Consider the following 25,049-nt stretch of genomic DNA (forward strand, 5'->3'; position numbering starts at 1 on the left):
TTATTACTGCCGGGTTAACGCGGTGTGCTTAGGCCAGTTCGTCGAAGCACTCGGCGATAATCGCCAGGCCCTTGTCGAGCAGGGCGTCTTCGGCGGTCAGCGGTACCAGTACGCGCAACACGTTGCCGTAGGTGCCGCACGACAGCAGGATCAGGCCCTTTTCACGTGCCTTGGCCACCACGGCGGCGGTCAGGGCGGCGTTTGGCTTGTGCAGGTCGCCACCTTCGAACAGCTCGACGGCGATCATCGCACCGAGGGCGCGCACATCACCGATGGCCTTGTGCTTGGCCTGGATGGCCTTGAGGCCAGTGACCAGACGCTCGCCAACGGCCTTGCAGCGGTCCAGCAGCTGCTCTTCTTCGAACACTTGCATCACCGCCAGTGCTGCAGCGCAGGCAATCGGGCTGCCCGCGTAGGTGCCGCCCAGGCCGCCTGGGGCGATGGCGTCCATGTACTCGGCCTTGCCGCACACACCGGCCACCGGGAAACCGCCGGCGATGGATTTGGCGAAGGTGGTCAGGTCGGCGGCGACGCCCATCTGTTCCATGGCGAAGAAGGTGCCGGTACGGCCTGCGCCGGTCTGCACTTCGTCGGCGATCAGCAGGATGCCGTGCTGATCACACAGCGCGCGCAGGCGCAGCATGAAGTCTTTCGGCGCGACGTAGAAACCGCCCTCACCCTGCACTGGCTCGATGATGATGGCGGCGATATCGCGCGGCTCGGCATCGTTCTTGAAGATGCGTTCGATGCTGGCGATCGCGTCATCCGTGCTGACGCCGTGCAGTTCACACGGGTACTGGGCGCGGAAAATGCCGCCGGGCATCAGGCCCATGCCGGCCGAGTAGGGTACGACCTTGCCGGTCAAACCCAGGGTCATCATGGTGCGACCGTGGTAGCCGCCGGTGAAGGCGATCACCCCGGCACGGCCAGTGGCGGCGCGCGCGATCTTGATCGAGTTTTCCACCGCTTCGGAGCCTGTGGTGACCAGCAGGGTCTTCTTGGCGAAGTCGCCCGGCACCTTGGCGTTGACCTTTTCGCACAGCTCGACGTACGGCTCGTAAGCCAGTACCTGGAAGCAGGTGTGGGTCAGCTTGGTCAGCTGTTCCTGCACCGCGGCCACCACTTTGGGGTGCAGGTGGCCGGTGTTGAGCACCGCGATACCGCCGGCGAAGTCGATAAATTCGCGGCCTTCGACGTCGGTCACGGTGGCGTTCTGCGCCTTGTCAGCGAAGATCGGGTGGATCTGGCCCACGCCGCGCGGAACGGCAGCGGTGCGGCGTTGCATCAGGGATTCGTTGGTCTTGCTCATGATGTCCTCATTCGCCGGTTAATCTCGGCGTGGTTCAAGGATGTGTCACCGATGCGGCTTGGCAGTATTCGATGATCGACTGCCGCAGCCCGCCCGGTCACAGCTATGTCCATATAAAAGCAGAAGACGCAGCGCTCTCGTGCGCCTCCTGCGAGTTGTTGCTACTTCGCCAGGCGCTTAGATGCCCAGGCAGAGGTATTTGATTTCCAGGTAATCCTCAATGCCGTACTTCGAGCCTTCGCGGCCGAGGCCCGAGGCTTTCACGCCACCGAACGGCGCGACTTCATTGGAGATCAACCCAGTGTTGACGCCGACCATACCGTATTCCAGGGCTTCCGCCACACGGAACACTCGACCCAGGTCACGGGCATAGAAATACGAGGCCAAGCCGAATTCGGTGTCGTTGGACATGGTGATCACTTCGGCCTCGTCCTTGAAACGGAACAGCGGCGCCAGCGGGCCAAAGGTTTCTTCCTTGGCCACGGCGGCGCTCGATGGCACGTCGACCAGAATGGTCGGCTCGAAGAAGCTGCCACCCAGGGCATGCGGCTTGCCACCAGCGAGCAGGCGCGCGCCTTTGCTCAGGGCGTCGGCGATGTGTTCCTGCACTTTGGCCACGGCCTTGTTGTCGATCAGCGGGCCAGTGGTGGTGCCTTCATCCAGACCGTTGCCGATCTGCAGCTTGGCTACGGCGGCGGCCAGTTTTTCGGCGAAGGCGTCGTACACACCGTCCTGAATGTACAGGCGGTTGGCGCACACGCAGGTCTGGCCGTTGTTGCGGTATTTGGAGATCAGCGCGCCTTCGACGGCCTTATCCAGGTCGGCATCGTCGAACACGATAAACGGCGCGTTGCCGCCCAGTTCCAGAGACACCTTCTTGATGTCCTTGGCGCATTCGGCCATCAGCTGGCGACCGATCTCGGTGGAGCCGGTGAAGCTCAGCTTGCGCACGATCGGGTTGCTGGTCAGCTCGCCGCCGACTTCGCCGGCGCTGCCGGTGACCACGCTCAACACACCTTTTGGAATGCCGGCACGGTGCGCCAGCTCGACCAGGGCCAGGGCGGAGAACGGTGTCTGTGAGGCCGGCTTGATCACCATGGTGCAACCAGCGGCCAGGGCCGGGCCGGCTTTACGGGTGATCATCGCCGCGGGGAAGTTCCACGGAGTAATGGCGGCAGTCACGCCGATTGGCTGTTTAATAACGATCAGGCGCTTGTCCGGCTGGTGGCCTGGGATTACATCGCCATAAACGCGCTTGGCTTCTTCGGCGAACCACTCGATAAAGGACGCTGCATAGGCAATCTCACCCTTGGCTTCGGCCAGCGGCTTGCCCTGCTCCAGAGTCATCAGGCGGCCGAGGTCGTCCTGGTTTTCCATCAACAGTTCGAACCAGCGGCGCAGCTTGCCTGCACGCTCCTTGGCAGTCAGCGCACGCCAGGCCGGCAGCGCACGGTCGGCCGCCTCGATGGCGCGACGGGCTTCTGCGGCGCCCATTTTTGGCACTGTACCGATGATTTCACCGGTGGCTGGGTTGTTGACCTTGATGGTCTGGCCGTTGTCGGCGTCCAGCCAGGTACCGTCGATATAAGCCTGCTGACGGAACAGCTGGGTGTCTTTCAGTTGCATGGCAGTCTCCTAAATTCCGACACCCTGGCATCGGTACGTGTCATCGAATGCGCCGCACTGCAGCGCAGCTGGGCCTAGTCTGTAGGGCTGGTGCTGGCCATGGGCGGGCGTGGGGTGCGCCGCGCACAATTTCAGCAAGAGCGTTTGAAATCTCAAACGAATCCTAGGGTCAAGAGGGGTAAAGGGCAATAGCCTGTTCGAAAAAATTAACGGAATATTGCCGTTATTCAAGGCGTTTATACGAATAGGCAGCTGGCGGTCGCTTTGCGTGCAGAATCACGAACAAGGCAGCAGCATGGACGCCCGCCAGCGACATGCGTATGATTGCGCCCGCGCTGCACCAGTAGCTCAGCTGGATAGAGTACTGCCCTCCGAAGGCAGGGGTCGTGGGTTCGAATCCCGCCTGGTGCGCCATATATAAACGAAAGCCCCAGGTGAAAACCTGGGGCTTTTTTGTTTGCTCTCCACCTTGCGTCCTGCATAAGCCTTAGTCGGTACCGCAGCTTTTGCAGGCTGACTTCAACAAGGCCCACCCCCTTCGATTCTCACCACGCCGTTCCCCGAGAAGAGGAGGTTTCGGTTCCCCGGTGTCCGGCTCAATAGCTGCTCAGCTTCTTGAGACTTCAGGTGCTCCCCGAACACCCACCAGCCGGGCTGAATCTGTGAGTACTATCACAGCGATCATTCAGCAAACTGACCGACTTAGCAGCTTTAATTATGCTCGCGCGCTCTCTGGCGCCGGTTTCCATTTCAAGGTGACGGTGCATAGAAAATTCATCGAGTGCATGGACGCGCGAAACCATATCGAGCCGCTCGCATGTTTCGAGTTTTTCAGGGGTTGCCGCTCCCGCGTGTTCTAGCCTGCTGCACCTGCCTATCCCATGACGATTACCCATCTGTCGAACTGCCTCTGCGCGGCCTGGGTGACTGTGCGGCCGCTATTACGATTTTCCAGAATAAGGTTGAGAAATCATGCTGCGTGTAAGCCTGTTATTGCTGGCGCTGGTTAATCTGACAGGCTGCCTGGATCTGGGGGGCGGCGGTGGTGGCAGCAGTGGCGGCGGTAATAGCACTGGCAGTCGTCCGCCGGCGACTGAGCCACCCGTTGCGCCGCCCGTCGAACCTCCGGTTGTGCCGCCGCCCGTCACGCCGCCAGTGATACCTCCAGTAGAGCCGCCGGTGGTTGCGCCACCGCCTGCTGAGACCTTTCCCGAGCCGTCCGCGGCGGTGGTTGATGAGGTCAACGCGCAGAGTTTCTACGATGTTGCGGCAGACGGCCTGCCGCGCCCGGTGCGCAATGATCTGACGGGTGATCTGGCGGCCATGCTGCAGTTCGTGCAGAGCCATTCGGTCGATCCGCAGGGTAATGAGGCGAAGAACATGCCGCGCCTGACCAGCGAGCGTGAGGCGCTTTTGCTGGTCACCCCGCTGCCGACTGAGCCGCTGCCGCAACAGCTGCGTGTGCAGGTGACGGTGGACGGTGATCTCAAGGGTGAGCTGCTACTGAGCGAGCCGGACAGGCTGCCCAGGGCGGATCGCACCGGGGCGGATGGTCGCCCTGATGTTGTCTATTCACGGCGCGCCTGGTCTGCCGTGTTGCCTTGGGATTGGGTCCGGCCGGGGATGAGCCTGCAGGTTATCGATGAGCGTGGGCGGCGTGGCGAGCGCAGTGCTGCGGCCTTCGATTTTGCCGCGCCGGCCGAGTTGCTGGTGCAGTCGATTCGCTTGGGCATGCTGACCACGCCGCCGACCGGTAATGGTCACTGGTTTCGCGCACGCACTGCTCAAGCCGCTACCGAGTACTTCCAGACCGTGCCTGTGGCCCGTCTGGTGGCCAGCTATTACGAAGACGTAACGCTGGATCGGGTGATGGTCGGCAGCGGCGTTATCTATGACACGGCGAGTGCGCTGAACGGCGATGTTTACAGCGGCGATATGCGCGAGAACACCGCTAAATCGACCTTCAGCACCGGGATCAATCTGGCCAACTGGGGTGTGACCAGTGCGGGCATGAGCAGCCACCCGCAACCGCAATTGACGCAGAGCGCGGTGGCGCATCATGCCGCCGGTAATTATGCCAATGGCATACAGAGCCATGGTTTGAGCGGTGGCAATGGCATCCTCACGCTTTACAGCTCGGTGGGTAATGAGTTCAGCCATGAAATCGGCCACCACTACGGCATAGGCCATTACCCGGGCGAGAAAGACGGCAACTATTTCTGGGCCGTGCATCATCACGACAGTGGCTGGGGCTATATCGCCTACCGCAAGCGCATGCGTGCCAACCTGCTCTGGGCGCGCAACAAGAGCGCGGCCATGAGTGGTACGCCGGTGTTTGCCGATGCCTATGCATTTGCGCCTGATGCCATGTCCGGCGGTGACTTCACCAGTGCGTTGTCCAGCTATACCCATTACACCGGCTACAGCACCAAGAACTAGATTCAGCCCAACCTGAATAACCGTGCGGTCTGGGCCGCTGACTCGCCCACCGGCTACCGCAAGTGGGACGCTGACACGCGCAAGATGGCGACCATTCAGCCCAAGGTGCCGAGCTCGACTCAGGTCTGGTACAACAGCGCCGATGGCAATTACCGCAAGCCACGTCTGTTTGGGGTGCCGGTTTTCACTATCCTCGGCGGCTATGACCCGGTGGCCAACAGTGCCGTACTCTACCCGGCGCTGCGTGGTAACTGGGGCCAGGTGTATGACCTGCCTGCCCCCAATGACGCAGCGGCCACCAAGCAGTGCTGGCTGAAAGTGGATTTTGGCGGCGGTGCCAGCCAGCGCATCGCTGTTGCCCCACTGCGCATGGGCAGCAACGCCAACAAGCTGCATATCAACCTGGCGCAGGCCGAGCAGCCGCTGGCGGCTACCCTGCAGTGCCGCGAAGCGCCGGGTGACAATCCGGTTGATCTGGCCAGCCTCGCCATTACCCAGGGCTTGCCCGCCATGCCGGCTCCCGTAGTGGTGGGCCGCGAGGAGCGCTTCAAGGCGCTGTTCAACGAAGAGCGGCCGAAGCTGCAAGCGGCGTTGGAAGCGATTGCCAATCAGCCTGTGCTGGCCCTAACCGGCGACGCTCGCCTGCTCTATGACAGCTATGCCGAGCAAACTGATAGGCTCTCGGCGACCGCTCAGCAGGTGATGCAGCGGCTGAAAAGTCAGGAGGAGCGTGCATTACGTTTGAACCGCTGGCTTGATGCCCATGGCGCGCAACTGGTGAGCAGCGATGCCGCGCGAACTGCCCTCGACGCGCTACTGGTAACCCTGCAGTTTGATCAGCGCCCCCTGCTCCCGGCGCGACAAAGCTTCACCATGAACAATGGCAACTGTGTGCGCGCAGAGCTGAAGGAGGGTGTGTGGAGCCCCTACGTAGCGGCCAAGGCGCAGTGCACCGGTGCTGTTGATGAGCAGTGGTTGGTCGATGCCAGCGGGCGTATTCGCAGCGTTGCACAGCCGAGCAAATGCCTGACGGCAACCAATGACATCAGCCTCAGCGACTGCGATGCGCTGCGCGATACACAAGCCTGGGACTTTGCTGCCCTGCCCCAGTTGAAGTACGCCGAGCGCTGTGTGGACCTGTCCCAGGGCTTCCTCACCAATGGTCGCGGCAAGCTGATCCTGTACGGCTGTACCGGTGGGGCCAATCAGAAGTGGTTTGGCTTTTCGCTGAATGACCACGCGCTGCTGCCGTTGTTGAAGAGCCGCAATCTGGTGAATTTTATCGACTACGCACAACGGCGAGACACCGTGCCGAGCTTATGACCGAGTGCCGCGTAATTCCCCGGCGCTTCGGGGTTGCTATGAGCCTTACGGTGCTGGGGCTGTGGCTGACCTTTCCGGCTGGCGCGGTGCAGCTGCCGAGTGATCTGCTGCCTGCCGATTTGCCATGGATACTGCCTTCGGCAAAGCCTCTGACTGGCCTCGAGCATTGGCAGTTGCATGGTCTGTTTCGCCAGGGCAATGGCGGCGGTTGGGCGTTGCTCAGCATCGGCCAGGCGGCCGCGCAGCGGGTTGAGTTCGACGCGGTATTGCCGGGTGGCATACGCCTGGCTGCCATCGAGAATGAAGGTGTCTGGCTGCAACACGGTCAGGCGCGAGCCTTTCTGCGCCTCGGCGGCACGCTGCACGCGAGTGTGGCCGGCGAGGTGGTCGCGGAGGTGTCTGCGCCGCCGGCTGCGCCTCCAGCAAGCTGCCAGGAGTACCTGTCCGGTGGCGTGCCGCTGGAAGAGCTGGCAGCCCTAGGAGTGTGCCCGGCGGGCCTCACCGATTAATGGTCCAAACCCAGGCGCTTGGCCAGGCGGATCAGGTTGGCGCGGTCGATGCCCAGCTCGCGGGCGGCGGCGGCCCATTTATGTTGATGGCGCTCGAGTGTCTGGCTGATCAGCTGCTTCTGGTAGGCGTCGAGGGCCTCGCGCAGCGGCAGCCCGTTGTACGGCTCGGTTGTAGTTTGAGCAGCAAGTGCTGTTGCGACTTGGCTGGTCGGCAAATCCAGATGGGGGCTGTCGATGCTGAGGATGCGTGGGCGTTCGTTGCAGCCGGCCAGGGCCTTGAGGGCGGCGCGGCCGATCAGGTGTTCGAGTTCGCGCACATTGCCCGGCCAGTTGTACGCCAGTAGGCTGGCCTGAGCATCGGCGGTCAGGCGCAGGCTGCGCAGCCCCAGGCGGGCGCGGTTTTCTTCGAGGAAGTAGCCGGCCAGCAGCAACACATCGCGGCCGCGTTCGCGCAGCGCTGGGACTTTCAGCGGGTAGACGCTGAGGCGGTGATAGAGGTCGGCGCGAAAACGCCCGGCGCGCACTTCCTCAGCCAGATCGCGGTTGCTGGCGGCCAGCACGCGCACGTTGACCCGCTGTTCCTGGTCGGCACCGACCCGTTGCAGCTGGCCGCTCTGCAGCACGCGCAGCAGCTTGGCCTGCGTGGCCAGCGGCAGTTCACCGATTTCATCGAGAAACAGGCTGCCGCCATCGGCCAATTCGAACTTGCCGCGTCGCTCGTTGTTCGCGCCGGTAAAGGCGCCGCGTACATGGCCGAACAGTTCGCTTTCCACCAGGTTGTCGGGCAGCGCCGCGCAGTTGAGGCTGATCAGTGGTTTGGCGGCGCGGGGCGAGGCGGCGTGCAGGGCTTCGGCGACCAGCTCCTTGCCGACCCCGGTTTCGCCGCTGATCAGCACGCTCAGCTCGCTGTTGCCGACCAGCGCAATTTCCGCCGCCAGGCGCTTGTGCACGGCGCTCTGGCCGATCAGCTCACGCGGGCGTTGCTGGCCGGCGGCCTGTTTGTAGGCCTCGGCCAGTTGGTGCTGATCCTCGGCGCGTTGATCCGTTCGCTGGCCATCACCGTGGCGGCAGCCAGGCTGGCAAAGGCCTGCAGGTTGTCCAAATCGACCCGGCCGAAACTCGCCGGATCCAGCGAGTCGAGGGTCAGCAGGCCCCAGGGCTGATCCTGCACATACAACGGGCAACCGAGGCAGTCGTGCACGGGCAGGTGACCGCGATGACCGTCGACCAGGCCGTCGTAGGGGTCGGGCATCTCGCAGTCGGTGGCAAAACGGGTTGGCCCGCGTTGCGCCAACAGCGCCTGCAGACGTGGGTGTTCGTCGAGCTTGAAGCGCCGGCCGAGGGTGTCAGTACTCAGGCCCTCCACAGCCAGCGGAATCAGCACATCGCCATCGAGCCTGAGCAGCGCTACGGCGTCGCACGGCAGCAGCTGCCGCAGCGCCTGCAGCAGGCGACGATAGCGTTCGGCTTCTGGCAGCTCGCGAGACAGATCGGCGACCAGCGGGATCAGGGCGGTAAGCAGTGGATTTGCTGTCATAAGGACACACTAGCTGTCATTAAGACTCGGAATTCTTGCTGTCATAAAGACACAAGTATTTTTAAACCTATGATTTATATGAATAAAATAATTGGCATGCTTCCTGTAATAGTCAGGGTGATATGAACCGAAGCGCTGCGCAAGTGCAGTGTGTCGCCCTGACGAGGAAGCACTATGTTGACCCCTGCCCAAACCACTCTGATCAAAGCCACCGTACCCCTGCTGGAAAGCGGCGGCGAGGCCCTGACCCGGCACTTCTACCAGATGATGCTGAGCGAGTACCCCGAGCTGCGCGCGCTGTTCAATCAGGCGCACCAGGCCAGCGGCGGCCAACAGCGTGCGCTGGCCAATGCGGTGCTGATGTATGCCCGGCATATCGACCGGCTGGAGGCGTTGGGGCCGCTAGTAGGACAGATCGTCAACAAGCATGTGTCGCTGCAGATCCTGCCCGAGCATTACCCGATTGTCGGCAGCTGCCTGCTGCGGGCGATTCGTGAAGTGCTGGGTGAGGAAATCGCCACCGATGCGGTGATCGATGCCTGGGCCGTGGCCTACGGGCAGCTGGCGGACATCCTTATCGGTGCCGAAGAGGCCGCTTATAGCGCCAACGCCAATGCCGAGGGTGGCTGGCGCGGCGCGCGCAGTTTCCGCCTGAGCCGCAAGGTGCAGGAAAGCGAAGAGATCGTTTCGCTGTACCTGGTGCCGGCCGACGGCGGCGCGCTGGCGGCCTTCAAACCCGGTCAGTACATCGGCCTGCGTCTGCTGCTGGACGGCGGCGAGCAGCGCCGCAACTACTCGCTGTCGGCCCTGGGCAATGGCCGCGAGTACCGCATCAGCGTCAAGCGCGAGGTGGGCGGCAAGGTCTCCAGTTACCTGCATGACCAGCTGCAGGTTGGCGACAGTCTGGAGCTGTTCGCCCCGGCGGGAAATTTCGTCCTGCGCGAGTCGGCCAAGCCGCTGGTGCTGATCAGCGCCGGCGTCGGCATCACCCCGGCGCTGAGCATGCTGGAAGCGGCGCGCGACACGGGCCGTGATATTCACTTTATCCACTGCGCGCGGCACGCCGGTGTGCATGCCTTCCGCGACTGGGTGGAGGCGCAGCGCGCCGAGCGTCCGCAGCTGCGTCACTACGTGTGCTACAGCGAGCCGCGTGAGGGTGATGCGGGCGATGCCGAAGGCTTGCTCAGTCTGGAGCAGCTGGCTGAGTGGTTGCCCGAGCAGCGTGATCTGGATGCCTACTTCCTCGGCCCCAAGCCGTTTATGGCGCAGGTCAAACGCCATCTGCACAGTCTCGGTGTACCGGCGGCGCAGAGTCATTACGAGTTCTTTGGCCCAGCCAGCGCGCTGGATAGCTAAAACAGAGGCTTAACAGTCTGGGAGGTGATTATGTTGGCTTATCTGGCGTGCCCCGCACGGGCACTGCAACTGGCGAATCGCATGCTGCTGGTCGGCGTGCTGCTGTTGCTCAGCGGCCTGCTGGGTGCCTATGGCCTGGAGGCGCAGTTGAGCATGGGCAGCCTGGTCACGGCGCATTCGTTGACCATCATCGGCCCTGGCCTGCTCAAGCTCGGTTATGTGCTGCGCCTGGCCGCGCAGCAGCATTTGCGCAAGCAACAGGAGCCTTGCTGTGCAGTTGCGTGATCGGCAGCAGGAACTGGCCATTGCGCCACTGTGGCGGTTGGGCTTTCGGCCGTTTTTTCTCGGTGGCGCGCTGTTTGCCGCGTTGGCGATTGGCCTGTGGGCGGCCGTGCTGCTGGGCTATCTGCCGGGTTGGCAGCCGGTGGGTGGGAGCCTGGCCTGGCACCGGCATGAGCTGCCGTTCGGTTTTGCCGTGGCGATCATCGCCGGCTTTTTGCTCACCGCCGTGCAGAACTGGACGGGGCGGCCGGGGCTGAGTGGTTGGCCGCTGGTGGTGTTATTCGCGCTCTGGTTGTTGGCGCGGCTGGCCTGGCTGCTGGGTGCGCCATTGCCTGTGCTGCTGGCGCTGCAACTGCCCTTTCTACCGCTGCTGGCGTGGTTGCTTGGGCGACAGCTATGGGCGGTACGCCAGTGGCGCAACTACCCGCTGGTGGCTGTGCTGTTGCTGATGGCCGGCTGCGAGTGGCTGCTGCTGTATGGCCTGACGCTGGGTGATGATGGTTTGCAGCGGCGCGGTGCCTTGGCCGGTTTATGGCTGATCGCGGCGCTGGTGAGCATTATCGGCGGGCGGGTGATTCCGTTCTTTACCCAGCGCGGCCTCAACCAGCTTGCGCCTGCTAGCCCAAGACCACGGCTGGATCTGCTGGTGCTGCTGTTGTCGCTAAGCCTGGCGCTGCTATTTGCCAGTGGTCTGGCCTTGCAGCCATCGCTATGGATGTTGCCGCTGTTGCTGGCCCTGGCTGCGCTGCACGGTTTGCGCCTGTGGCACTGGTACAACGTCGGGATCTGGCGGGTGCCGCTGCTCTGGTCACTGCACCTGGCCTATGCCTGGCTACCGCTGGCGTTACTGACTCTGGCGGCCTGGCATGTCGGTTGGCTGCACAACGTCAGCCTGGCTTACCACGCCCTGGCGTTGGGTGGGGTCGGCGGGGCGATTCTGGCGATGCTCGCGCGGGTCAGCCTCGGTCATACCGGCCGGCCGTTGCAGCCGCCTGTAGCCATGGGGTGGGCGTTTGCCAGCCTGCAGTTGGCGGTTATCGCGCGGGGGGCTGCTGGTGCCGTTTGCCCCGGCTGCAGGGCTGGGCCTGTCCAGCTTGCTGTGGATCACGGCCTTTGCCCTGTTTGTGCGTCATTACGCAGTGATGTTCTGGACGGCGCGAGTGGATGGGCAGCCGGGTTAACGTCATGTCGGAGGGAGGGGCTTTAGCCGCGCAGTGCTGGAAGGCGCGGAATGCATCGCTGCTAAAGCCCCTCCCAGATGATCCGACAGTGCGGCACTTTTACGCTGGGTTTAGAGCACGCCCGCTTCACGCAGCGCTGCGATCTGCTCGGCGCTTAGCCCCAGGTGGCAAGTGAGCACCTGCTCGGTGTGTTCGCCGAGCAGCGGTGGTGCGTTGCGGTATTGCACTGGATTGGCGGACAAGCGCAGTGGGCTTGCCATCTGTTGCTCCGTTCTTGACGCGGCAGTCGCGTCATCCCCGCGCTGAATAAAAAGAGGGCGGTCACCCGCCCTAAAACCAAAGGCCACCCTTTGGAGCGTTCGTTGGCGGGGCAGCATTAGCCGCCCCGTCGGCGCGCTACCTCACGGTAGGCGCGTGTTTGACGCCGAGCCACATCAGCGCGGCAGCGGCCAGGGCCAGCCAGGGCAGCAGGACAAGATTCAGGGTTTTCCAGCCCAGGACGTGGAGCAAGCCACCTGCACCGAAGGAGCACGCCAGCCCGACGGCGAATATCGTCATGTCGTTGATGGCTTGCGCGCTACCTTTTTCGGCCGGGGTGTAGGTGCTGGTCAGCAGGGTGGTGCCGCCGATGTACATGAAGTTCCAGCCCACACCGAGCAGAATCAGGGCGCTGGCGAAGGAACTAAAGCCGGTGCCGGTCAGGGTGAGCAGGATGTGGCCGATAAACAGCAGCACGCCAATCAGCATGATGCGCAGCACGCCGAAGCGGACAATCAGGCTGCCGGTGATAAACGAGGGCAGGAACATGCCGAGCACGTGGAGTTGGATCACAGTGGCGGCGGAACCCAGCCCGTGATCGTGGTGCAGCATCGCCAACGGCGTGGCGGTCATGGCCAAAATCATAATGCCGTAGCCGGTGGCCGCGCCGAACAGGGCAACGCGGTAAGTTGGCTGCGCCACAATCTGCCGCCAAGGGCGACCTGCGCCGCGTTCGCTATGCGCTGGCTCGTCAGCTGGCATGTGCAAGCCCAGCAGAACGCCAGTGGCCAGCAGCGATACCACAGCGAGAATCAGGAACGAGCCCAAGTACTCCGGCTGCTGAATGGGCCCACCCAAGCGCGCCAGGGTCGGGCCAGCCAGGGCGGCGACCACACCGCCGGCCATGACCAGGGAAATGGCGCGTGGTCGGAATGCCGCGTCGGCCACTTCACTGGCGGCGAAGCGATAGAACTGGGCAAAGGCCTGGTAAGCACCGACCAGGAAGGTGCCGAAGGCAAGCATGGGCAGCGACGCCTGAGAGATGCCCAGCGCGGCAATCAGGCCACCGGCCACACCCAGCAGCGAGCCGTACAAAAAGCCAACGCGACGACCCACTCGCACCATCCACAGGGATGCCGGGAAGACCATGACCGCCGTGCCCAGAAACATTGTGGCGATGGGCAGGGTGGCCCAGGTGGGCGATGAAGCGATTTGGCTGCCAGCCAGTGCACCGATGGTCATGACCATGATGGAGGCGACCTGAAACAGGGCCTGCGCAGCAGCCAGGATAAGAACCTGGCGGTGCATGGTTGTGTTGTGCATATGGAGCCTACTGGGTCGTGCTGTTTAGGAAACCGGCGCAGCGCGCACGGCGTAATAAGCGGCTAAGCGGTGTTCATGGCGCTGGCGACGCGCGCGTCATGCTGAGGACCATGCGGAATTTAACGTCGCCAGATTTCATCTTCTGGTAGGCCTCGTTGGCCTGCTCCAGCGGCATGACCTCAATCATCGGGCGCACCCCAGCCAGCACACTGAAGTTCAGGGTTTTCTCGTTCTCATAAGGCGAGCCGGTGATGGAGCCCAAGACGCTGCGTTCGCCGACAACAAGATGCCCAGCCGAAACTGGCAGTGGGTCCTTGCCGGCACCGAGCAGCACCAGCCGTCCTTGCGGGGCCAACCCCGGCATCAGCGCCGCAACGCTGTCGGCATGGCCGACGGTGGTGACGATGGCCTGCGCGCCGCCCATGCGCTGCAGCGTGCTGGCGGCATCAGTCTGCTGACTGTCGATGTAAAGGTGCGCCCCGAGCGCCAGTGCCTCGTCGGCAATATCCGCGCCGCGCCCCACGGCGACCACCTTGAACCCCATGCGACGCGCGTACTGCACGGCCATGTGCCCCAACCCGCCGATACCCAGGATGACGACGCTGTCACCGGCCTGTGCGCCGCATTTCTTCAGGGCATTAAAGGTGGCGATACCGGCGCAGAGGATCGGCGCGGCCTCTTCCGAACTCAGCTCATCGGGAATCGATACCAGCCCCGTGGCGCGCGCGATCATCATTTCGGCGTAGCCACCATCACAGCTGGAACCGACAAAAGGCTGCTGCTGGCACAGCTGAAACTGTCCCTGGCGGCATTGGCTGCATTCACCACAATAACCACCCAAACGCCCGACACCGACACCGACACCGACACGCTGACCGATGCGCCAGATCGACGGAGTATGACTGCCCAGCGCAACGATCCGGCCAACCACTTCATGGCCCGGTACGCGCGGTGGTTGCAGGGCAGGATCGGCCCGTTCGATGTCAGCGACATCCGCCCCGCAAATACCGCAGGCCTCCACCTCAATCAGCACTTCGCCGCGCGCCGGCATCGGTGTTTGTCGCTGCACCCATTGCAGCACGCCGGGGCGGGCAATTTGCATGGCGCCATAGTGTTTTTTCAGGCTCATGTCGGAGCACCTTCGGTGCGCAGCAACAGCGCCTGTACACCCATGCTCGCGGCCTCAATGGCTCCGGCAACGTAGCCGGGGAACTGAGGCGACCACTCGCTGCCAATGCCCGTTAGGTAGCCGAACCACGGCCCTGCATCAGCCGTGGGCATGGGTACCTGCGCATGCTGGGCAGCGCCCTGCTGGTCGGCCACAGTGGTTGTGAACGGTTCCTGCGCCCAATCCTTGAGGAACTCGGCTGTGGGCTTGGCCACCTCCGGGCCGAACAGTCGTTCGAGTTGCACCCGGCAAAGCCGCCGCAACTGCTCTTCGCTCACGGTTTGGCGCATGCTGGCTGGAACGCCGAGAAAGCCAAACAGCGCCGCACTGCCGCCCGGGATTGAGGCGTCGTGAATTTCGCCCAGCGGGCCACGAACGCTTCGCGCTTCACCAGACAGGCCCTGTTCGCGCCAAAAAGGTCGCTCGTAGATGGCCACGTATTTAGCGTGAGGGGCCATCCACGTCGCGGTGGCCTGCCATTGCCGCGCCAACACCTTAGGCAACACAGGCGTAAAGGCGATGCTGGTCTCCGCCAGACGCGGCGGCAGGGCCAGCAGCACATGCTCCACGCACCATGTGGTGCTGCTGCCCGAGGCATCGACACTGTGCAATTGCACATGGTTATTCACGCGATGGAGATGGGTCACCTTGTGCCCGGTCCTGATCCGCGTCACATCCAGACGCTGGTGCAACGCATCGGTCAACGCCGCCATACCGCCCATCAGCCGCATCGACGGCGGGGCATTCAAGTAACCCGGGGAACGCGTGAGCGGCCCTTTGGCTGAGCGCTCCATCACCATGTCGCCCGCCTCAAACTGCTCAAACCGCTTCAGGCCCAAGTCGTGGACAAGGCGATCAAGTTGGCGCTGATAACCCGGCCAAAACCAGGACGGGCCCAGATCGAAACGCTCCTGCGATGACGCACCGGCTGGCGCGACGGAGACAATACGCCCGCCGACCTCTGGGCGCGCCTCAAACACCACATAGTTGCGGATGCCTCTCTGCTCCAACAGGTAGGCGGCATATAGCCCACTCAACCCTGCGCCGACGATGGCCACACGTGCTGTTTGCATGCTCATATCAGCTGCGCCGTTGCGGCCAAGTGGCCCGTTTTCAAATAGAGCGTGACGCCCTGGCTGCCAGCGACAATCACCGGGGGCTGACCGTGCGGCAGGCGCATCCAACTGCCGCCTTGGTAAACCTGCCCGTCGGCCAGCAATTCACCGCTTAGCACCAGCAACTCCGCGCCTTTTACCGGCGCAGAGAACAGCACCTCACCGCCCGCCAAACGCTGCAAGCTGACCTGTTCATGGGCGCTGACAAACAGTGGGCACACCTCGCGGCCATCTTCTTCATGCCAGTTGTCGGGGTCTTGCGTATCGATACGCACACGCTGCTCATCGTCCGCACTCATCTGCCAGAGTTTGACGAAGATGATCGCGCCTTCATGGCTGTATGGCCGATGGCTAGACCCAGGCGGATTACGCAAATACCAGCCGGCCGGGTAGTGCCCGTCTTCTTCGGAAAAGGTCCCGGCAAGCACCAAAATTTCTTCACCACCGGGGTGCGCATGCACGGGGAAATCCGACTCAGGCGCGTAGCGCACGAGGGAAGTCGCACGGGCTTTTTCACCGCCAAGTCGGTCCAGCATCATGCGCTCGATACCCTGCTGAGGAGAGGTTATCCATTGGTACTGTTGTGGCGCGACGACGGCACGACGCGAAAAATCGGCATTGACGAGCATGGGCGTGACTCCAGTATTTATGAGGGCTTACGTGCGCGATTCAGTCCGCACAATGACGCCCCAAGCGAGGGCGGCGAATGCGGCAGAATTGGCAAGAAAAACTTTTATGCTCTTTTGACTTCCTCTCACTGAAGCACTTGGTTTTCCTTCTTAAGGGCTATTTTTGGTTATTCCCAATGCGCAGGCAAACCAGATAAAGTGTCAAAACCAAAAAGAAAATCTTTACTACTATGAAACTTCCCGTGCACCTCAACGCTTTGCGCGCATTTGACGCAAGCGCACGCCATCAGAGCTTTTCCGCGGCAGCGGCCGAGCTGAACGTCACGCCCGCCGCCGTCGGCCAACTGGTTCGCACGCTGGAAGACTGGTTGGGCACGCCGCTGTTTCATCGCACCAGCAGCGGCAAGGTTCGCCTCGTTGCCACGGAAACGGCCGAACGCGCCCTGCCGGACATCCGCGCGGGCTTCGACCGCCTGGCCTTGGGGCTGGAGCGGCTGCGCGAAGGTTCGACCACCGGTGTTTTAACCGTCACCGTGAGCCCGGCTTTCGCCGGCAAGTGGTTGCTGCCGCGCATTGAGAGCTTTTATGCCGCCTGGCCGGATATGGATGTGCGCCTGGATACCAACCTCAAACCGGTGGATTTCGCCGCGCAGCGCGTGGACATCGGCGTGCGCTACGGGCCTGGCAACTGGCCGGGGCTGGTCGCTGAAAAACTGCTGGATGAAGAGGTCTACCCGGTCTGCTCGCCCAACTTGCTGACCGATAAGCAGCGCCTGCAAACGCCGGGCGATCTGACGCGCGAAACGCTGATTCACGACCTGTCGATGGACAGTCATACGGATTTTCCGACTTGGGAAACGTGGCTGCAAAAAGCCGGGGTGACCGCGGCGAGCAGCGCGCGCGGGATGAAAATCAACAACTCGGCAGCGGTGCTGCAAGCGGCGATTGACGGGCATGGTGTGGCGCTCGCCCGCAGCGTGATGGCGCGCGATGACGTGGGGGCGGGTCGCTTGGTGCGGCTATTCCCGTTGGTTGAGTTTGCCTCGGCGCTGGCCTACTACGTGGTGTACCGGCCGGAATGCGCCAGCCTGCCGCGACTGCAGGCGTTTCGTGACTGGCTGCTGGAAATGGCAGCCCGCTAACGCGCAAAACACCGGCTGGAGAAATCTCCAGCCGGTGTAATCCATCAGGCTATTAGCCCTTCAAGCGTACGCTCAGCGCTTCAGCCAGTGGCACTGCCGAAGCCGGGCTCTGGCCAGACATCAGCGCACCATCGATAACAACATGCGGCTGCCAGTTGGCGATGCTGCTGTAGTTGGCACCACGGCCCTTCAACTCGTCTTCGAGCGAGAACAGCAGGTGGTGCAGCAACTCCACTTCGGTGTCTTCGTCGTTCTTGAAGCCAGTGACTTTGAGGCCCTTGACCAGGTACTCGCCGTCGCTCTTCTTCACGTCACGCAGGATGGCCGGTGCATGGCAGACCATGGCGATCGGGCGGTTCGACTCGTAGAAATCACGGATCAGCTTGATCACGTGGGAGTCGGACGCCAGGTCCCACAGCAGGCCGTAACCACCTGGGAAGAACACCGCATCAAAACCGCTGTAGTCGATGTTGCGCAGCTTGCGGGTGTGCTTGGCAGCGAACAGCGCAACTGGGTCAGCGAGGAAGCGCTCGGTGTATTCGGTGGTGAACGGCGCTTTCATGCTCAGCAGGTCGATGGGCGCTTCGCCGCCGGTTGGCGAGGCGAAGACCACTTCGTAACCGGCCTCAGTCAGGATGTAGTAAGGCGCGGCCAGTTCATGGAACCAGGTGCCGGTCTGCTTGCCGCTGGTGCCCATCTCATCCAGCGAGGACATAACGAGGAGGATGCGCTTCTGTTGGTTGATGTAGCTCATGGTGAATCTCCTATCGAGTTGAGAACGACGTTGAGGGCAGTGGCGAAAGGCCTGTTTGTCCCTGAGTCGAAGCTGGCAAAACGCACAAGAAAACCTATTTATCAAACCAGGTATTCGAGATTCGCCGAGTTCCTTAAGGTCCTCGTTGCCTTCGACTTGGTGGAGATTTTGGGTTTATCCGGGATCACCGACAAACCAGATTATGTGTCCATTTCAAAAAGAAAATCTTTATTGATAGGCGGCCTTGCCGGTTATCTATGCGAGGTAGAGTTGGTCCTGCGCACCCACTGGAGATCACCGCATGCAGTTCGTTAAATACCAGGCGGCGGAGCCCTTTGCATTTAGCAGCCAGGACATTGCCAGGATCTGTAACCGCCAGCGCGGCTTGGGCAGAGATGGCATCTTGGTGCCCTTGATCGGTGCCGACAAAACCCTGTCGGTCGCGATCTACAACACCGATGGCTCGCAAGGCGAGAAGAGCGGCAATGGTCTGCGCATCCTTTGCCGCTATCTGTGGGATTAAGGCGTTGCCACGGATGCACCTTTTCGCGTCACCACCTTGGGCGGCGTGGTCGACTGCCGGGTGCTCGACCACGGCGCACGGGTGTCCATCGTCATGGGCCGCGCCCGCTTTCTGACGCTGACTGAGCCACAGGTGGTGAACGAGAGCGTGGCACTTGAACTGCATGCCGTGTCGATGGGCAATCCGCATTGCGTGGTATTTGTCGACTCGCCAACAGCGGCACTGGCCAAACAGTTTGGGCCGCTTATCGAACGACTTGCGCTGTTCCATGATCGCACCAATGTGCAGTTTGTGCGGGTGCTCAACCGTCAACAGATCGAGGTGCAAATCTGGGAACGGGGCGTGGGTTATACGCTGTCATCGGGCACCAGCAGCTGCGCCGCACAGCGCACACCCGCTGCGCCTTACGTGTGCTACAGCGAGCCACGCGCGGGAGATCAGGGCGCCGCCTAGGCTGCACAGCCTTGAACAACTGGCTAAATGGCTGCCTGAGGAACGCGATCTGCACGCCTACTTCCTGCGCCCCACGCCCTTCATGGCGCAGGTCAAACGGCATCTGCAGCAGCTGGGCGTGCTGGCGGCGCAGCGCCATTACGAGTTCTTTGGCCCGGCTAGTGTGCTGGAGAGTTAATCACCCTTTTTCGGATGTCATCATGCTGACGTAACTCACCGGCCCATCGCGGGCACTGCGGCACGCACAGGCGGCTTAGCGGCTTGGGGTAAGGTCTTACAGCACACCCGCCTCACGCAGGGCGCGGATTTGCTCGGCGCTCTGGCCCAGATGGCGGCTCAGCACCAGCTCGGTGTGTTCGCCGAGCAGCGGCGGTGCGTTGCGGTATTGCACGGGGGTTTCCGACAAGCGCAGCGGGCTGGCCACTTGCGGGGTGGTGCTGCCCAGGCTGTTGGGCAGGTCGAGGCGCAGGCCGCGTGCTTGTACTTGCGGGTCAGCAAATACCTGGGCCAGGTCGTTGATCGGCCCGCAGGGCACGCCGGCAGCTTCCAGCAGCGTCACCCATTCGGCGGTGGTCTTGAATACCGTGGCCTGGCGCAGCAGCGGGATCAGCTCGGCGCGATGCGCGACGCGCGCCTTGTTTGAAGAAAAACGCGGGTCATCGGCCAACGCCGTAAGGCCGGCAACCTCGCACAGCTTGCGGAATTGCCCGTCGTTACCCACGGCGATAATGAAGTTGCCGTCGGCCGAGGGGAAATCCTGGTAGGGCACGATATTCGGGTGGGCGTTGCCCAGGCGTTTGGGCGAAACGCCGGTGTTCAGATAATTCATCGCCTGGTTGGCCAGGCAGGCGACCTGCACGTCGAGCAGGGCTACATCGATATGCTGGCCGAGGCCGGATTGCTCGCGCTGGTTGAGTGCCGCCAGTACACCGACTGTGGCGTACAGGCCGGTGAGAATATCGGTGAGGGCGACGCCGACCTTTATGGGGCCGGCACCCTCCTCGCCATCAGGCTTGCCGGTCAGGCTCATCAGCCCACCGAGGCCCTGGATCATAAAGTCATAACCGGCGCGCTTGGCATAGGGCCCGTTTTGCCCGAAGCCGGTGATCGAGCAGTAGATCAGGCGCGGGTTGAGCGCCTTGAGTGATGCATAGTCGAGGCCGTAGGCCGCCAGGCCGCCGACCTTGAAGTTCTCCAGCAGCACGTCGCAGTTCTGCACCAGCTCACGCACCAGGCGCTGGCCTTCGGGCTGGGTGAAGTCCAGGGTCACTGACTGTTTATTACGGTTGGCGCTCTGGAAATAGGCCGCCTCGCGCGAGTCGTTGCCCTCGGCGTCCTTCACATAGGGCGGGCCCCAGTGGCGGGTGTCGTCGCCGCTACCGGGGCGCTCCACCTTGATCACCTCGGCACCGAGGTCACCAAGGATCTGCCCGGCCCAGGGCCCTGCGAGTACGCGGGACAGGTCGAGAACGCGGATATGTGACAGTGCGCCGGGCATGGCGGAGATTCCTGCGTAGGGTGGATCGGGGCGCGCAGCTGGCGCTTTATCCATCCACCAGGCGATAGAGAAGGTGGATGAACAGAGCGTCATCCACCCTACGGATGGGCGTTAGAAAAACGCCTGCAGACCGGTCTGCGCGCGGCCAAGGATCAGCGCGTGGACGTCGTGGGTGCCTTCATAGGTGTTCACCACTTCCAGGTTGACCAGGTGACGGGCCACGCCGTATTCGTCACTGATGCCGTTGCCGCCGAGCATGTCGCGGGCCATACGGGCGATATCCAGGGACTTGCCGCAGCTGTTGCGTTTCATCATCGAGGTGATTTCCACCGCTGCGCTGCCTTCGTCCTTCATCCGGCCGAGGCGCAGGCAGCCTTGCAGGGCCATGGTGATCTCGGTCTGCATGTCGGCGAGTTTCTTCTGGATCAGCTGGGTTTGCGCCAGCGGACGGCCGAACTGTTTGCGGTCGAGGGTGTACTGACGCGCGGTGTGCCAGCAGAACTCGGCGGCACCCAGCGCGCCCCAGCTGATGCCGTAGCGGGCGGAGTTGAGGCAGGTGAACGGGCCTTTCAGGCCGCGCACGTCGGGGAAGGCGTTTTCTTCCGGACAGAACACGTTGTCCATGACGATTTCGCCGGTGATCGACGCACGCAGGCCGACCTTGCCATGAATCGCCGGGGTGCTCAGGCCTTGCCAGCCTTTTTCCAGCACAAAGCCGCGAATCTCGCCGGCGTCATCCTTGGCCCAGACCACAAATACGTCAGCGATTGGCGAGTTGGTGATCCACATTTTTGCGCCGGTCAGGCGGTAGCCGCCGTCGACCTTCTTCGCGCGGGTAATCATCGAGCCTGGGTCGGAGCCGTGATCCGGCTCGGTGAGGCCGAAGCAGCCGATATATTCGCCGCTGGCCAGTTTGGGCAGGTATTTCTGCTTGGTTGCTTCGTTGCCGAATTCGAAGATTGGCACCATTACCAGCGACGACTGCACACTCATCATCGAGCGGTAGCCGGAGTCGATGCGTTCGACTTCGCGGGCAATCAGGCCGTAGCACACATAGTTCAGGCCGCTGCCGCCGTATTCAGCGGGGATGGTGGCGCCGAGCAGGCCGGTGTCGCCCATCTCACGGAAGATTTTCGGGTCGGTCTGCTCATGGCGGAAGGCTTCCAGCACGCGCGGGGCCAGCTTGTCGGCGGCGAACTGCTGGGCGCTGTCACGCACCATGCGTTCTTCTTCGGTCAGTTGCTGGTCGAGCAGCAGCGGGTCGATCCAGTTGAAGCTTGCCTTGGCCATCGCGAAAACCTCGAAATCAGACAGTGAGAGGGCGGGTATCTGCGCAGCCGCGCTGCGCTCGCCGGGAGTGGATTGATCCTAGGCGGCTTGTGGCAGGCAGGCAAACGAGTATTGCGCACGCAGTTGTGCGATTTGCTCACTTCGGGATAGCTTTAATCGGTCTATTTAATAGCTCTAAGTGAGGGTGACGCACAGATGCGCCGCAAGATCCCCAGCGCCGCCGCCCTTATCGCGTTCGAGTCCGCTGCTCGGCACCAGAGTTTTACCAAGGCGGCGCAGGAACTGAGCCTGACCCAGGGTGCGGTGTGCCGGCAGATTGCCGCGCTGGAGGCCTTCCTTAATATCGAGCTGTTTCGCCGTTCGCGGCGTGGCGTGCTGCTCACCGAAGCCGGGCAGTCCTACGCGCGGCGCGTAGCCGGTCAGCTCGATGCCGTGGAGCGCGATACCCTGGCGGTTATGGGCCAGCAAGGTGCGATGAGCATCGAGCTGGCGGTGGTGCCGACCTTTGGTACGCAGTGGTTGCTGCCGCGCCTGAAGGATTTTCAGCGGCTGCACCCGGAGATTACGGTCAACCTGACCAACCGCACGCGGCCCTTTCTATTTGCCGATACCGAGTTTGACGCGGCGGTGTACTTCGGCGATGGCGACTGGTCCGGTACCCAGGCTCATCTGCTGATGGGCGAAAACCCGATGCCAGTGTGTAGCCCGGCGCTACTGGCCGGGCAGGCTGCGCTGAGTGCCGAGCAGATTGCCAGTCTGCCGCTGTTGTAGCAGACCACGCGGCCTTATGCCTGGCGTCAGTGGTTCAACGCCCAGGGCCTGAATACTGCGCGGGATATGGCCGGGCCGCGTTATGAGCTGTTCTCCATGCTGGCCCAGGCGGCTATGCATGAAATGGGTGTGGCGCTGATTCCGCCGTTTCTGATTCGCCGTGAGTTGGATGAAGGTCGCTTGGTGATTGCCGCGCCGCTCAGTCTGCCGACTGGCAAGGCGTATTACCTGATGATCCCCGAGCGCAAGCTGGAATCGGCGGCGCTGTTGCTGCTGCGCGACTGGTTGGTACGTGAGGCCCATGCCTATGCCCTGGCCCATGGCTTGAAATAGACAACGGCTTGTCAGGTTGTTGGCGCAAAAAGCCGTCAAAGCTTCGGCGGCAATTTGTCGGAAAAACCTTTACCTCGCGAGACAGGCCGCCTAGAGTGCGCGCCGGAGTTATGTTGGCCCCGTAGTCAGCTATCTGGATGGCTACACCTGCTCTGCATTTGATGGGCGCTGCGTGTTGCATTTTTTGCACACAATCGTCGCTGCAGCCCAATGAAACAGCGGTTTATCCCGTAAAAGCTGGCGGCGCCGTTGATCTGATGGCGCTGTATTTGTCTCAGGAATGCACAAGCAGCATTTTGCTGCGGCGAATGCGCCACAGGCCTTGCCTCAAAAGGGCTGGAAGGAATTAGCTGCCTGTAAGGTCATGCAGTGACTTGTAGTTATCACAAGGTTTTACTTCATAACGCCTTGAAGGCTATGGCTATCGCCTGAAAAATGCCGCGCCCCGCCATCGTGCAACTGTAGCCTGAGCGGGTTTGTGCTGATCCTCCCCAATGCCCGCGTGCCACCCGCAGTGCGCCGGTTCACCAAAAAGATCACGCAGGAGAATTGAAGTGCACATCGGTGTTCCTCTCGAAACCCATGCTGGTGAGACGCGCGTTGCCGCAACTCCCGAAACCATCAAGAAGCTGATCGGCCAAGGCCATCAGGTGACTGTACAGACCGGTGCTGGCGTGAGCGCGAGCATTCCGGACAGCGCCTATGAAGCGGTTGGCGCGGCTATCGGTAACGATGCTGCTGCCTTTGGTGCCGATCTGGTGCTGAAAGTGGTCGCGCCGACTGATGCTGAGCTGGCGCATATGAAAGCCGGTGCCGTATTGGTGGGCATGCTCAATCCGTTCAGCAATGAGACCATCGCGCGCATCAATGCTCGCGGCGTGACTGCCTTCGCCCTGGAGGCTGCCCCGCGCACTTCCCGCACGCAGAGCCTGGACGTACTCAGCTCGCAAGCCAACATCGCCGGCTACAAGGCCGTGCTGCTGGCTGCGCATCACTACCCGCGCTTTATGCCGATGCTGATGACCGCTGCGGGTACAGTGAAGGCCGCGCGTATTCTGATCCTCGGTGCCGGTGTTGCCGGTGTTGCCGGTGTTGCCGGTGTTGCCGGTCTGCAGGCCATCGCCACGGCCAAGCGCCTGGGTGCGGTAATCGAGGCTTCGGACGTGCGTCCAGCAGTGAAAGAGCAGATCGAGTCGCTCGGCGCCAAGTTCGTCGACGTGCCGTTCGAGACCGATGAAGAGCGCGAATGCGCCCAAGGCGTTGGTGGCTATGCCCGTCCGATGCCAGCGTCGTGGATGGAGCGTCAGGCCAAGGCGGTGCACGAGCGCGCCAAGCAGGCCGATATCGTCGTCACCACTGCGCTGATCCCGGGCCGCAAGGCACCGACCCTGCTGCATGCCGCCACCGTGGCGGAAATGAAGCCTGGCTCGGTGATCATCGACCTGGCTGCAGCGCAAGGCGGCAACTGCCCGCTGACCGTCGCCGAACAGGTGGTGGTGCAGCATGGCGTGACCATCGTCGGCCACAGCAACCTGGCGGCCCTGGTGCCAGCCGATGCTTCGGCGCTGTACGCACGCAATCTGCTGGACTTCCTCAAGCTGGTCATCGACGGCGAAGGCAAGTTCCACCTCAACCTTGAAGACGACATCGTCGCTGCGTGCCTGATGTGCCGTGACGGCAACGTCGTGCGCACTAACGGCTAAGGGGAGCACCGCTCATGGATATGATTTCTGACGGCATCTACAACCTGATCATCTTCGTGCTGGCCATCTACGTGGGCTACCACGTGGTGTGGAACGTGACGCCGGCCCTGCACACCCCGCTGATGGCAGTGACCAACGCGATTTCCGCCATTGTCATCGTCGGCGCCATGCTGGCCGCCGCCCTGACCGTGACCCCACTGGGCAAGACCATGGGCACCCTGGCAGTGGCTCTGGCCGCGGTCAACGTGTTCGGTGGCTTCCTGGTAACCCGGCGCATGCTGGAAATGTTCAAGAAGAAAGCGCCGAAAGCCGCTGCAGTGGAGAAGCATTGATGAGCATGAATCTGATCACTGTTCTCTACCTCGTCGCCTCGATCTGCTTTATCCAGGCCCTTAAGGATCCTCTGAAGTAGCCATGCATTTCTGGCTGACGTCAGCCTCTGCTGATTTCGAAAGTGATAAATCGATCAAAAACGATCAGATTACCGGCTCATTTCTGTGTTTTTAGCCGCCGCGAGCACCTCGCGG

At 62.3% G+C, this 25,049-nt stretch carries 18 protein-coding genes, 1 tRNA gene and 6 pseudogenes; 14 read left to right on the forward strand and 11 right to left on the reverse strand.

Features of this window, described 5'->3' with window-relative positions:
- Positions 1–28 precede the first annotated feature (28 nt).
- Both gabT and gabD read right to left on the reverse strand, forming a co-directional pair.
- Positions 29–1,309 carry a 4-aminobutyrate--2-oxoglutarate transaminase gene (gabT, locus tag BLW24_RS07850; RefSeq protein WP_090378847.1) on the reverse strand — a complete coding sequence of 427 codons (1,281 nt, stop codon included), beginning with the start codon at positions 1,307–1,309 and terminating at the stop codon, positions 29–31.
- A gap of 177 nt (positions 1,310–1,486) precedes the next feature.
- Complete coding sequence (gene gabD, locus BLW24_RS07855) at positions 1,487–2,935, reverse strand: NADP-dependent succinate-semialdehyde dehydrogenase (protein ID WP_090378851.1); 1,449 nt, start codon at positions 2,933–2,935, stop codon at positions 1,487–1,489.
- A gap of 337 nt (positions 2,936–3,272) precedes the next feature.
- On the opposite strand from gabD, the gene BLW24_RS07860 reads away from it, so the two are divergent.
- From BLW24_RS07860 to BLW24_RS07880, 4 genes are all read left to right on the forward strand, one after another.
- A tRNA-Arg gene (locus tag BLW24_RS07860) sits at positions 3,273–3,349 on the forward strand.
- 558 nt (positions 3,350–3,907) lie between these two features.
- Positions 3,908–5,374 (forward strand): M66 family metalloprotease, encoded by a 1,467-nt coding sequence (locus BLW24_RS07870; RefSeq protein ID WP_167360344.1) that lies wholly within the window; start codon positions 3,908–3,910, stop codon positions 5,372–5,374.
- Positions 5,375–5,479: 105 nt separating this feature from the next.
- Positions 5,480–6,697 (forward strand): TagA domain-containing protein, encoded by a 1,218-nt coding sequence (locus BLW24_RS07875; RefSeq protein ID WP_167360345.1) that lies wholly within the window; start codon positions 5,480–5,482, stop codon positions 6,695–6,697.
- On the forward strand, positions 6,694–7,206 hold the full coding sequence (locus BLW24_RS07880; protein WP_139272651.1) for a hypothetical protein: 513 nt from the start codon (positions 6,694–6,696) through the stop codon (positions 7,204–7,206). The genes BLW24_RS07875 and BLW24_RS07880 overlap by 4 nt, the downstream gene beginning before the upstream one ends.
- Here the strand turns inward: BLW24_RS07880 and norR are convergent.
- Positions 7,203–8,743 (reverse strand): annotated as a pseudogene (gene norR, locus BLW24_RS07885) (nitric oxide reductase transcriptional regulator NorR). The gene BLW24_RS07880 and the pseudogene norR sit on opposite strands and share 4 nt — an antisense overlap.
- A gap of 174 nt (positions 8,744–8,917) precedes the next feature.
- On the opposite strand from norR, the gene hmpA reads away from it, so the two are divergent.
- The 3 genes and pseudogenes from hmpA to BLW24_RS07900 all read left to right on the forward strand — a co-directional run bounded on the left by hmpA (position 8,918) and on the right by BLW24_RS07900 (position 11,562).
- Complete coding sequence (gene hmpA / locus BLW24_RS07890) at positions 8,918–10,099, forward strand: NO-inducible flavohemoprotein (protein ID WP_090378867.1); 1,182 nt, start codon at positions 8,918–8,920, stop codon at positions 10,097–10,099.
- Between the two features lie 30 nt (positions 10,100–10,129).
- Positions 10,130–10,384 carry a hypothetical protein gene (locus BLW24_RS07895; RefSeq protein ID WP_090387661.1) on the forward strand — a complete coding sequence of 85 codons (255 nt, stop codon included), beginning with the start codon at positions 10,130–10,132 and terminating at the stop codon, positions 10,382–10,384.
- Positions 10,371–11,562 (forward strand): annotated as a pseudogene (locus BLW24_RS07900) (NnrS family protein). The gene BLW24_RS07895 and the pseudogene BLW24_RS07900 overlap by 14 nt, the downstream one beginning before the upstream one ends.
- 110 nt (positions 11,563–11,672) lie before the next feature.
- Here BLW24_RS07900 and BLW24_RS25550 read toward each other — a convergent pair.
- The 5 genes and pseudogenes from BLW24_RS25550 to BLW24_RS07925 all read right to left on the reverse strand — a co-directional run.
- A pseudogene (locus BLW24_RS25550) lies at positions 11,673–11,828 on the reverse strand (CoA transferase); the annotation flags it as partial.
- A gap of 130 nt (positions 11,829–11,958) precedes the next feature.
- A complete protein-coding gene (locus tag BLW24_RS07910) occupies positions 11,959–13,128 on the reverse strand; it encodes an MFS transporter (RefSeq protein WP_244161109.1) in 1,170 nt (389 codons plus the stop codon).
- Between the two features lie 88 nt (positions 13,129–13,216).
- Positions 13,217–14,272, reverse strand: a complete 1,056-nt coding sequence (locus BLW24_RS07915) for a zinc-binding dehydrogenase (RefSeq protein WP_244161110.1) — start codon at positions 14,270–14,272, stop codon at positions 13,217–13,219.
- Positions 14,269–15,390 (reverse strand): flavin monoamine oxidase family protein, encoded by a 1,122-nt coding sequence (locus BLW24_RS07920; RefSeq protein ID WP_090378876.1) that lies wholly within the window; start codon positions 15,388–15,390, stop codon positions 14,269–14,271. Before BLW24_RS07920 ends, BLW24_RS07915 begins: the two co-directional genes overlap by 4 nt.
- Complete coding sequence (locus tag BLW24_RS07925) at positions 15,387–16,055, reverse strand: cupin domain-containing protein (protein WP_090378879.1); 669 nt, start codon at positions 16,053–16,055, stop codon at positions 15,387–15,389. The genes BLW24_RS07920 and BLW24_RS07925 overlap by 4 nt, the downstream gene beginning before the upstream one ends.
- A gap of 230 nt (positions 16,056–16,285) precedes the next feature.
- On the opposite strand from BLW24_RS07925, the gene gcvA reads away from it, so the two are divergent.
- Positions 16,286–17,197 carry a transcriptional regulator GcvA gene (gene gcvA, locus BLW24_RS07930; protein ID WP_090378882.1) on the forward strand — a complete coding sequence of 304 codons (912 nt, stop codon included), beginning with the start codon at positions 16,286–16,288 and terminating at the stop codon, positions 17,195–17,197.
- A gap of 52 nt (positions 17,198–17,249) precedes the next feature.
- Here the strand turns inward: gcvA and BLW24_RS07935 are convergent, their stop codons facing one another.
- Complete coding sequence (locus BLW24_RS07935) at positions 17,250–17,951, reverse strand: type 1 glutamine amidotransferase domain-containing protein (protein WP_090378885.1); 702 nt, start codon at positions 17,949–17,951, stop codon at positions 17,250–17,252.
- Between the two features lie 301 nt (positions 17,952–18,252).
- On the opposite strand from BLW24_RS07935, the gene BLW24_RS26425 reads away from it, so the two are divergent.
- The 3 genes and pseudogenes from BLW24_RS26425 to BLW24_RS25555 all read left to right on the forward strand — a co-directional run.
- A complete protein-coding gene (locus tag BLW24_RS26425) occupies positions 18,253–18,474 on the forward strand; it encodes a hypothetical protein (protein WP_244161111.1) in 222 nt (73 codons plus the stop codon).
- Between the two features lie 174 nt (positions 18,475–18,648).
- Positions 18,649–18,798: pseudogene (locus BLW24_RS26430) on the forward strand (diaminopimelate epimerase); the annotation flags it as partial.
- Positions 18,799–18,879: 81 nt separating this feature from the next.
- Positions 18,880–19,105: pseudogene (locus BLW24_RS25555) on the forward strand (NO-inducible flavohemoprotein); the annotation flags it as partial.
- 96 nt (positions 19,106–19,201) lie between these two features.
- Here the strand turns inward: BLW24_RS25555 and BLW24_RS07945 are convergent.
- A complete protein-coding gene (locus tag BLW24_RS07945; protein WP_090378889.1) occupies positions 19,202–20,425 on the reverse strand; it encodes a CaiB/BaiF CoA transferase family protein in 1,224 nt (407 codons plus the stop codon).
- Positions 20,426–20,536: 111 nt separating this feature from the next.
- Positions 20,537–21,715 (reverse strand): acyl-CoA dehydrogenase, encoded by a 1,179-nt coding sequence (locus BLW24_RS07950; RefSeq protein ID WP_090378891.1) that lies wholly within the window; start codon positions 21,713–21,715, stop codon positions 20,537–20,539.
- A 195-nt stretch (positions 21,716–21,910) separates the two neighbouring features.
- Between BLW24_RS07950 and BLW24_RS07955 the strand changes: the two are divergent.
- From BLW24_RS07955 to BLW24_RS07965, 3 genes and pseudogenes are all read left to right on the forward strand, one after another.
- Positions 21,911–22,819 (forward strand): annotated as a pseudogene (locus BLW24_RS07955) (LysR family transcriptional regulator).
- A 554-nt stretch (positions 22,820–23,373) separates the two neighbouring features.
- Positions 23,374–24,522, forward strand: coding sequence for a Re/Si-specific NAD(P)(+) transhydrogenase subunit alpha (locus tag BLW24_RS07960; RefSeq protein ID WP_090378894.1), 1,149 nt, complete (start codon positions 23,374–23,376; stop codon positions 24,520–24,522).
- 14 nt (positions 24,523–24,536) lie between these two features.
- Positions 24,537–24,854 (forward strand): NAD(P) transhydrogenase subunit alpha part 2, encoded by a 318-nt coding sequence (locus BLW24_RS07965; RefSeq protein ID WP_090378897.1) that lies wholly within the window; start codon positions 24,537–24,539, stop codon positions 24,852–24,854.
- Positions 24,855–25,049: the final 195 nt, after the last annotated feature.

The organism is Pseudomonas anguilliseptica (assembly GCF_900105355.1).
Taxonomy (GTDB): domain Bacteria; phylum Pseudomonadota; class Gammaproteobacteria; order Pseudomonadales; family Pseudomonadaceae; genus Aquipseudomonas; species Aquipseudomonas anguilliseptica.

Excerpts from the sequence above, each read along its gene's own strand:
- hmpA (WP_090378867.1), top strand. The coding sequence starts at position 8,918 with ATGTTGACCCCTGCCCAAACCACTCTGATCAAAGCCACCGTACCCCTG.
- BLW24_RS07935 (WP_090378885.1), bottom strand. The coding sequence starts at position 17,951 with ATGAGCTACATCAACCAACAGAAGCGCATCCTCCTCGTTATGTCCTCG.
- BLW24_RS07925 (WP_090378879.1), bottom strand. The coding sequence starts at position 16,055 with ATGCTCGTCAATGCCGATTTTTCGCGTCGTGCCGTCGTCGCGCCACAA.
- BLW24_RS07880 (WP_139272651.1), top strand. The coding sequence starts at position 6,694 with ATGACCGAGTGCCGCGTAATTCCCCGGCGCTTCGGGGTTGCTATGAGC.
- BLW24_RS07870 (WP_167360344.1), top strand. The coding sequence starts at position 3,908 with ATGCTGCGTGTAAGCCTGTTATTGCTGGCGCTGGTTAATCTGACAGGC.
- BLW24_RS07915 (WP_244161110.1), bottom strand. The coding sequence starts at position 14,272 with ATGAGCCTGAAAAAACACTATGGCGCCATGCAAATTGCCCGCCCCGGC.
- gabD (WP_090378851.1), bottom strand. The coding sequence starts at position 2,935 with ATGCAACTGAAAGACACCCAGCTGTTCCGTCAGCAGGCTTATATCGAC.
- BLW24_RS07895 (WP_090387661.1), top strand. The coding sequence starts at position 10,130 with ATGTTGGCTTATCTGGCGTGCCCCGCACGGGCACTGCAACTGGCGAAT.
- BLW24_RS07920 (WP_090378876.1), bottom strand. The coding sequence starts at position 15,390 with ATGAGCATGCAAACAGCACGTGTGGCCATCGTCGGCGCAGGGTTGAGT.
- gabT (WP_090378847.1), bottom strand. The coding sequence starts at position 1,309 with ATGAGCAAGACCAACGAATCCCTGATGCAACGCCGCACCGCTGCCGTT.
- BLW24_RS07965 (WP_090378897.1), top strand. The coding sequence starts at position 24,537 with ATGGATATGATTTCTGACGGCATCTACAACCTGATCATCTTCGTGCTG.
- gcvA (WP_090378882.1), top strand. The coding sequence starts at position 16,286 with ATGAAACTTCCCGTGCACCTCAACGCTTTGCGCGCATTTGACGCAAGC.
- BLW24_RS07910 (WP_244161109.1), bottom strand. The coding sequence starts at position 13,128 with ATGCACCGCCAGGTTCTTATCCTGGCTGCTGCGCAGGCCCTGTTTCAG.
- BLW24_RS07945 (WP_090378889.1), bottom strand. The coding sequence starts at position 20,425 with ATGCCCGGCGCACTGTCACATATCCGCGTTCTCGACCTGTCCCGCGTA.
- BLW24_RS07950 (WP_090378891.1), bottom strand. The coding sequence starts at position 21,715 with ATGGCCAAGGCAAGCTTCAACTGGATCGACCCGCTGCTGCTCGACCAG.
- BLW24_RS26425 (WP_244161111.1), top strand. The coding sequence starts at position 18,253 with ATGCAGTTCGTTAAATACCAGGCGGCGGAGCCCTTTGCATTTAGCAGC.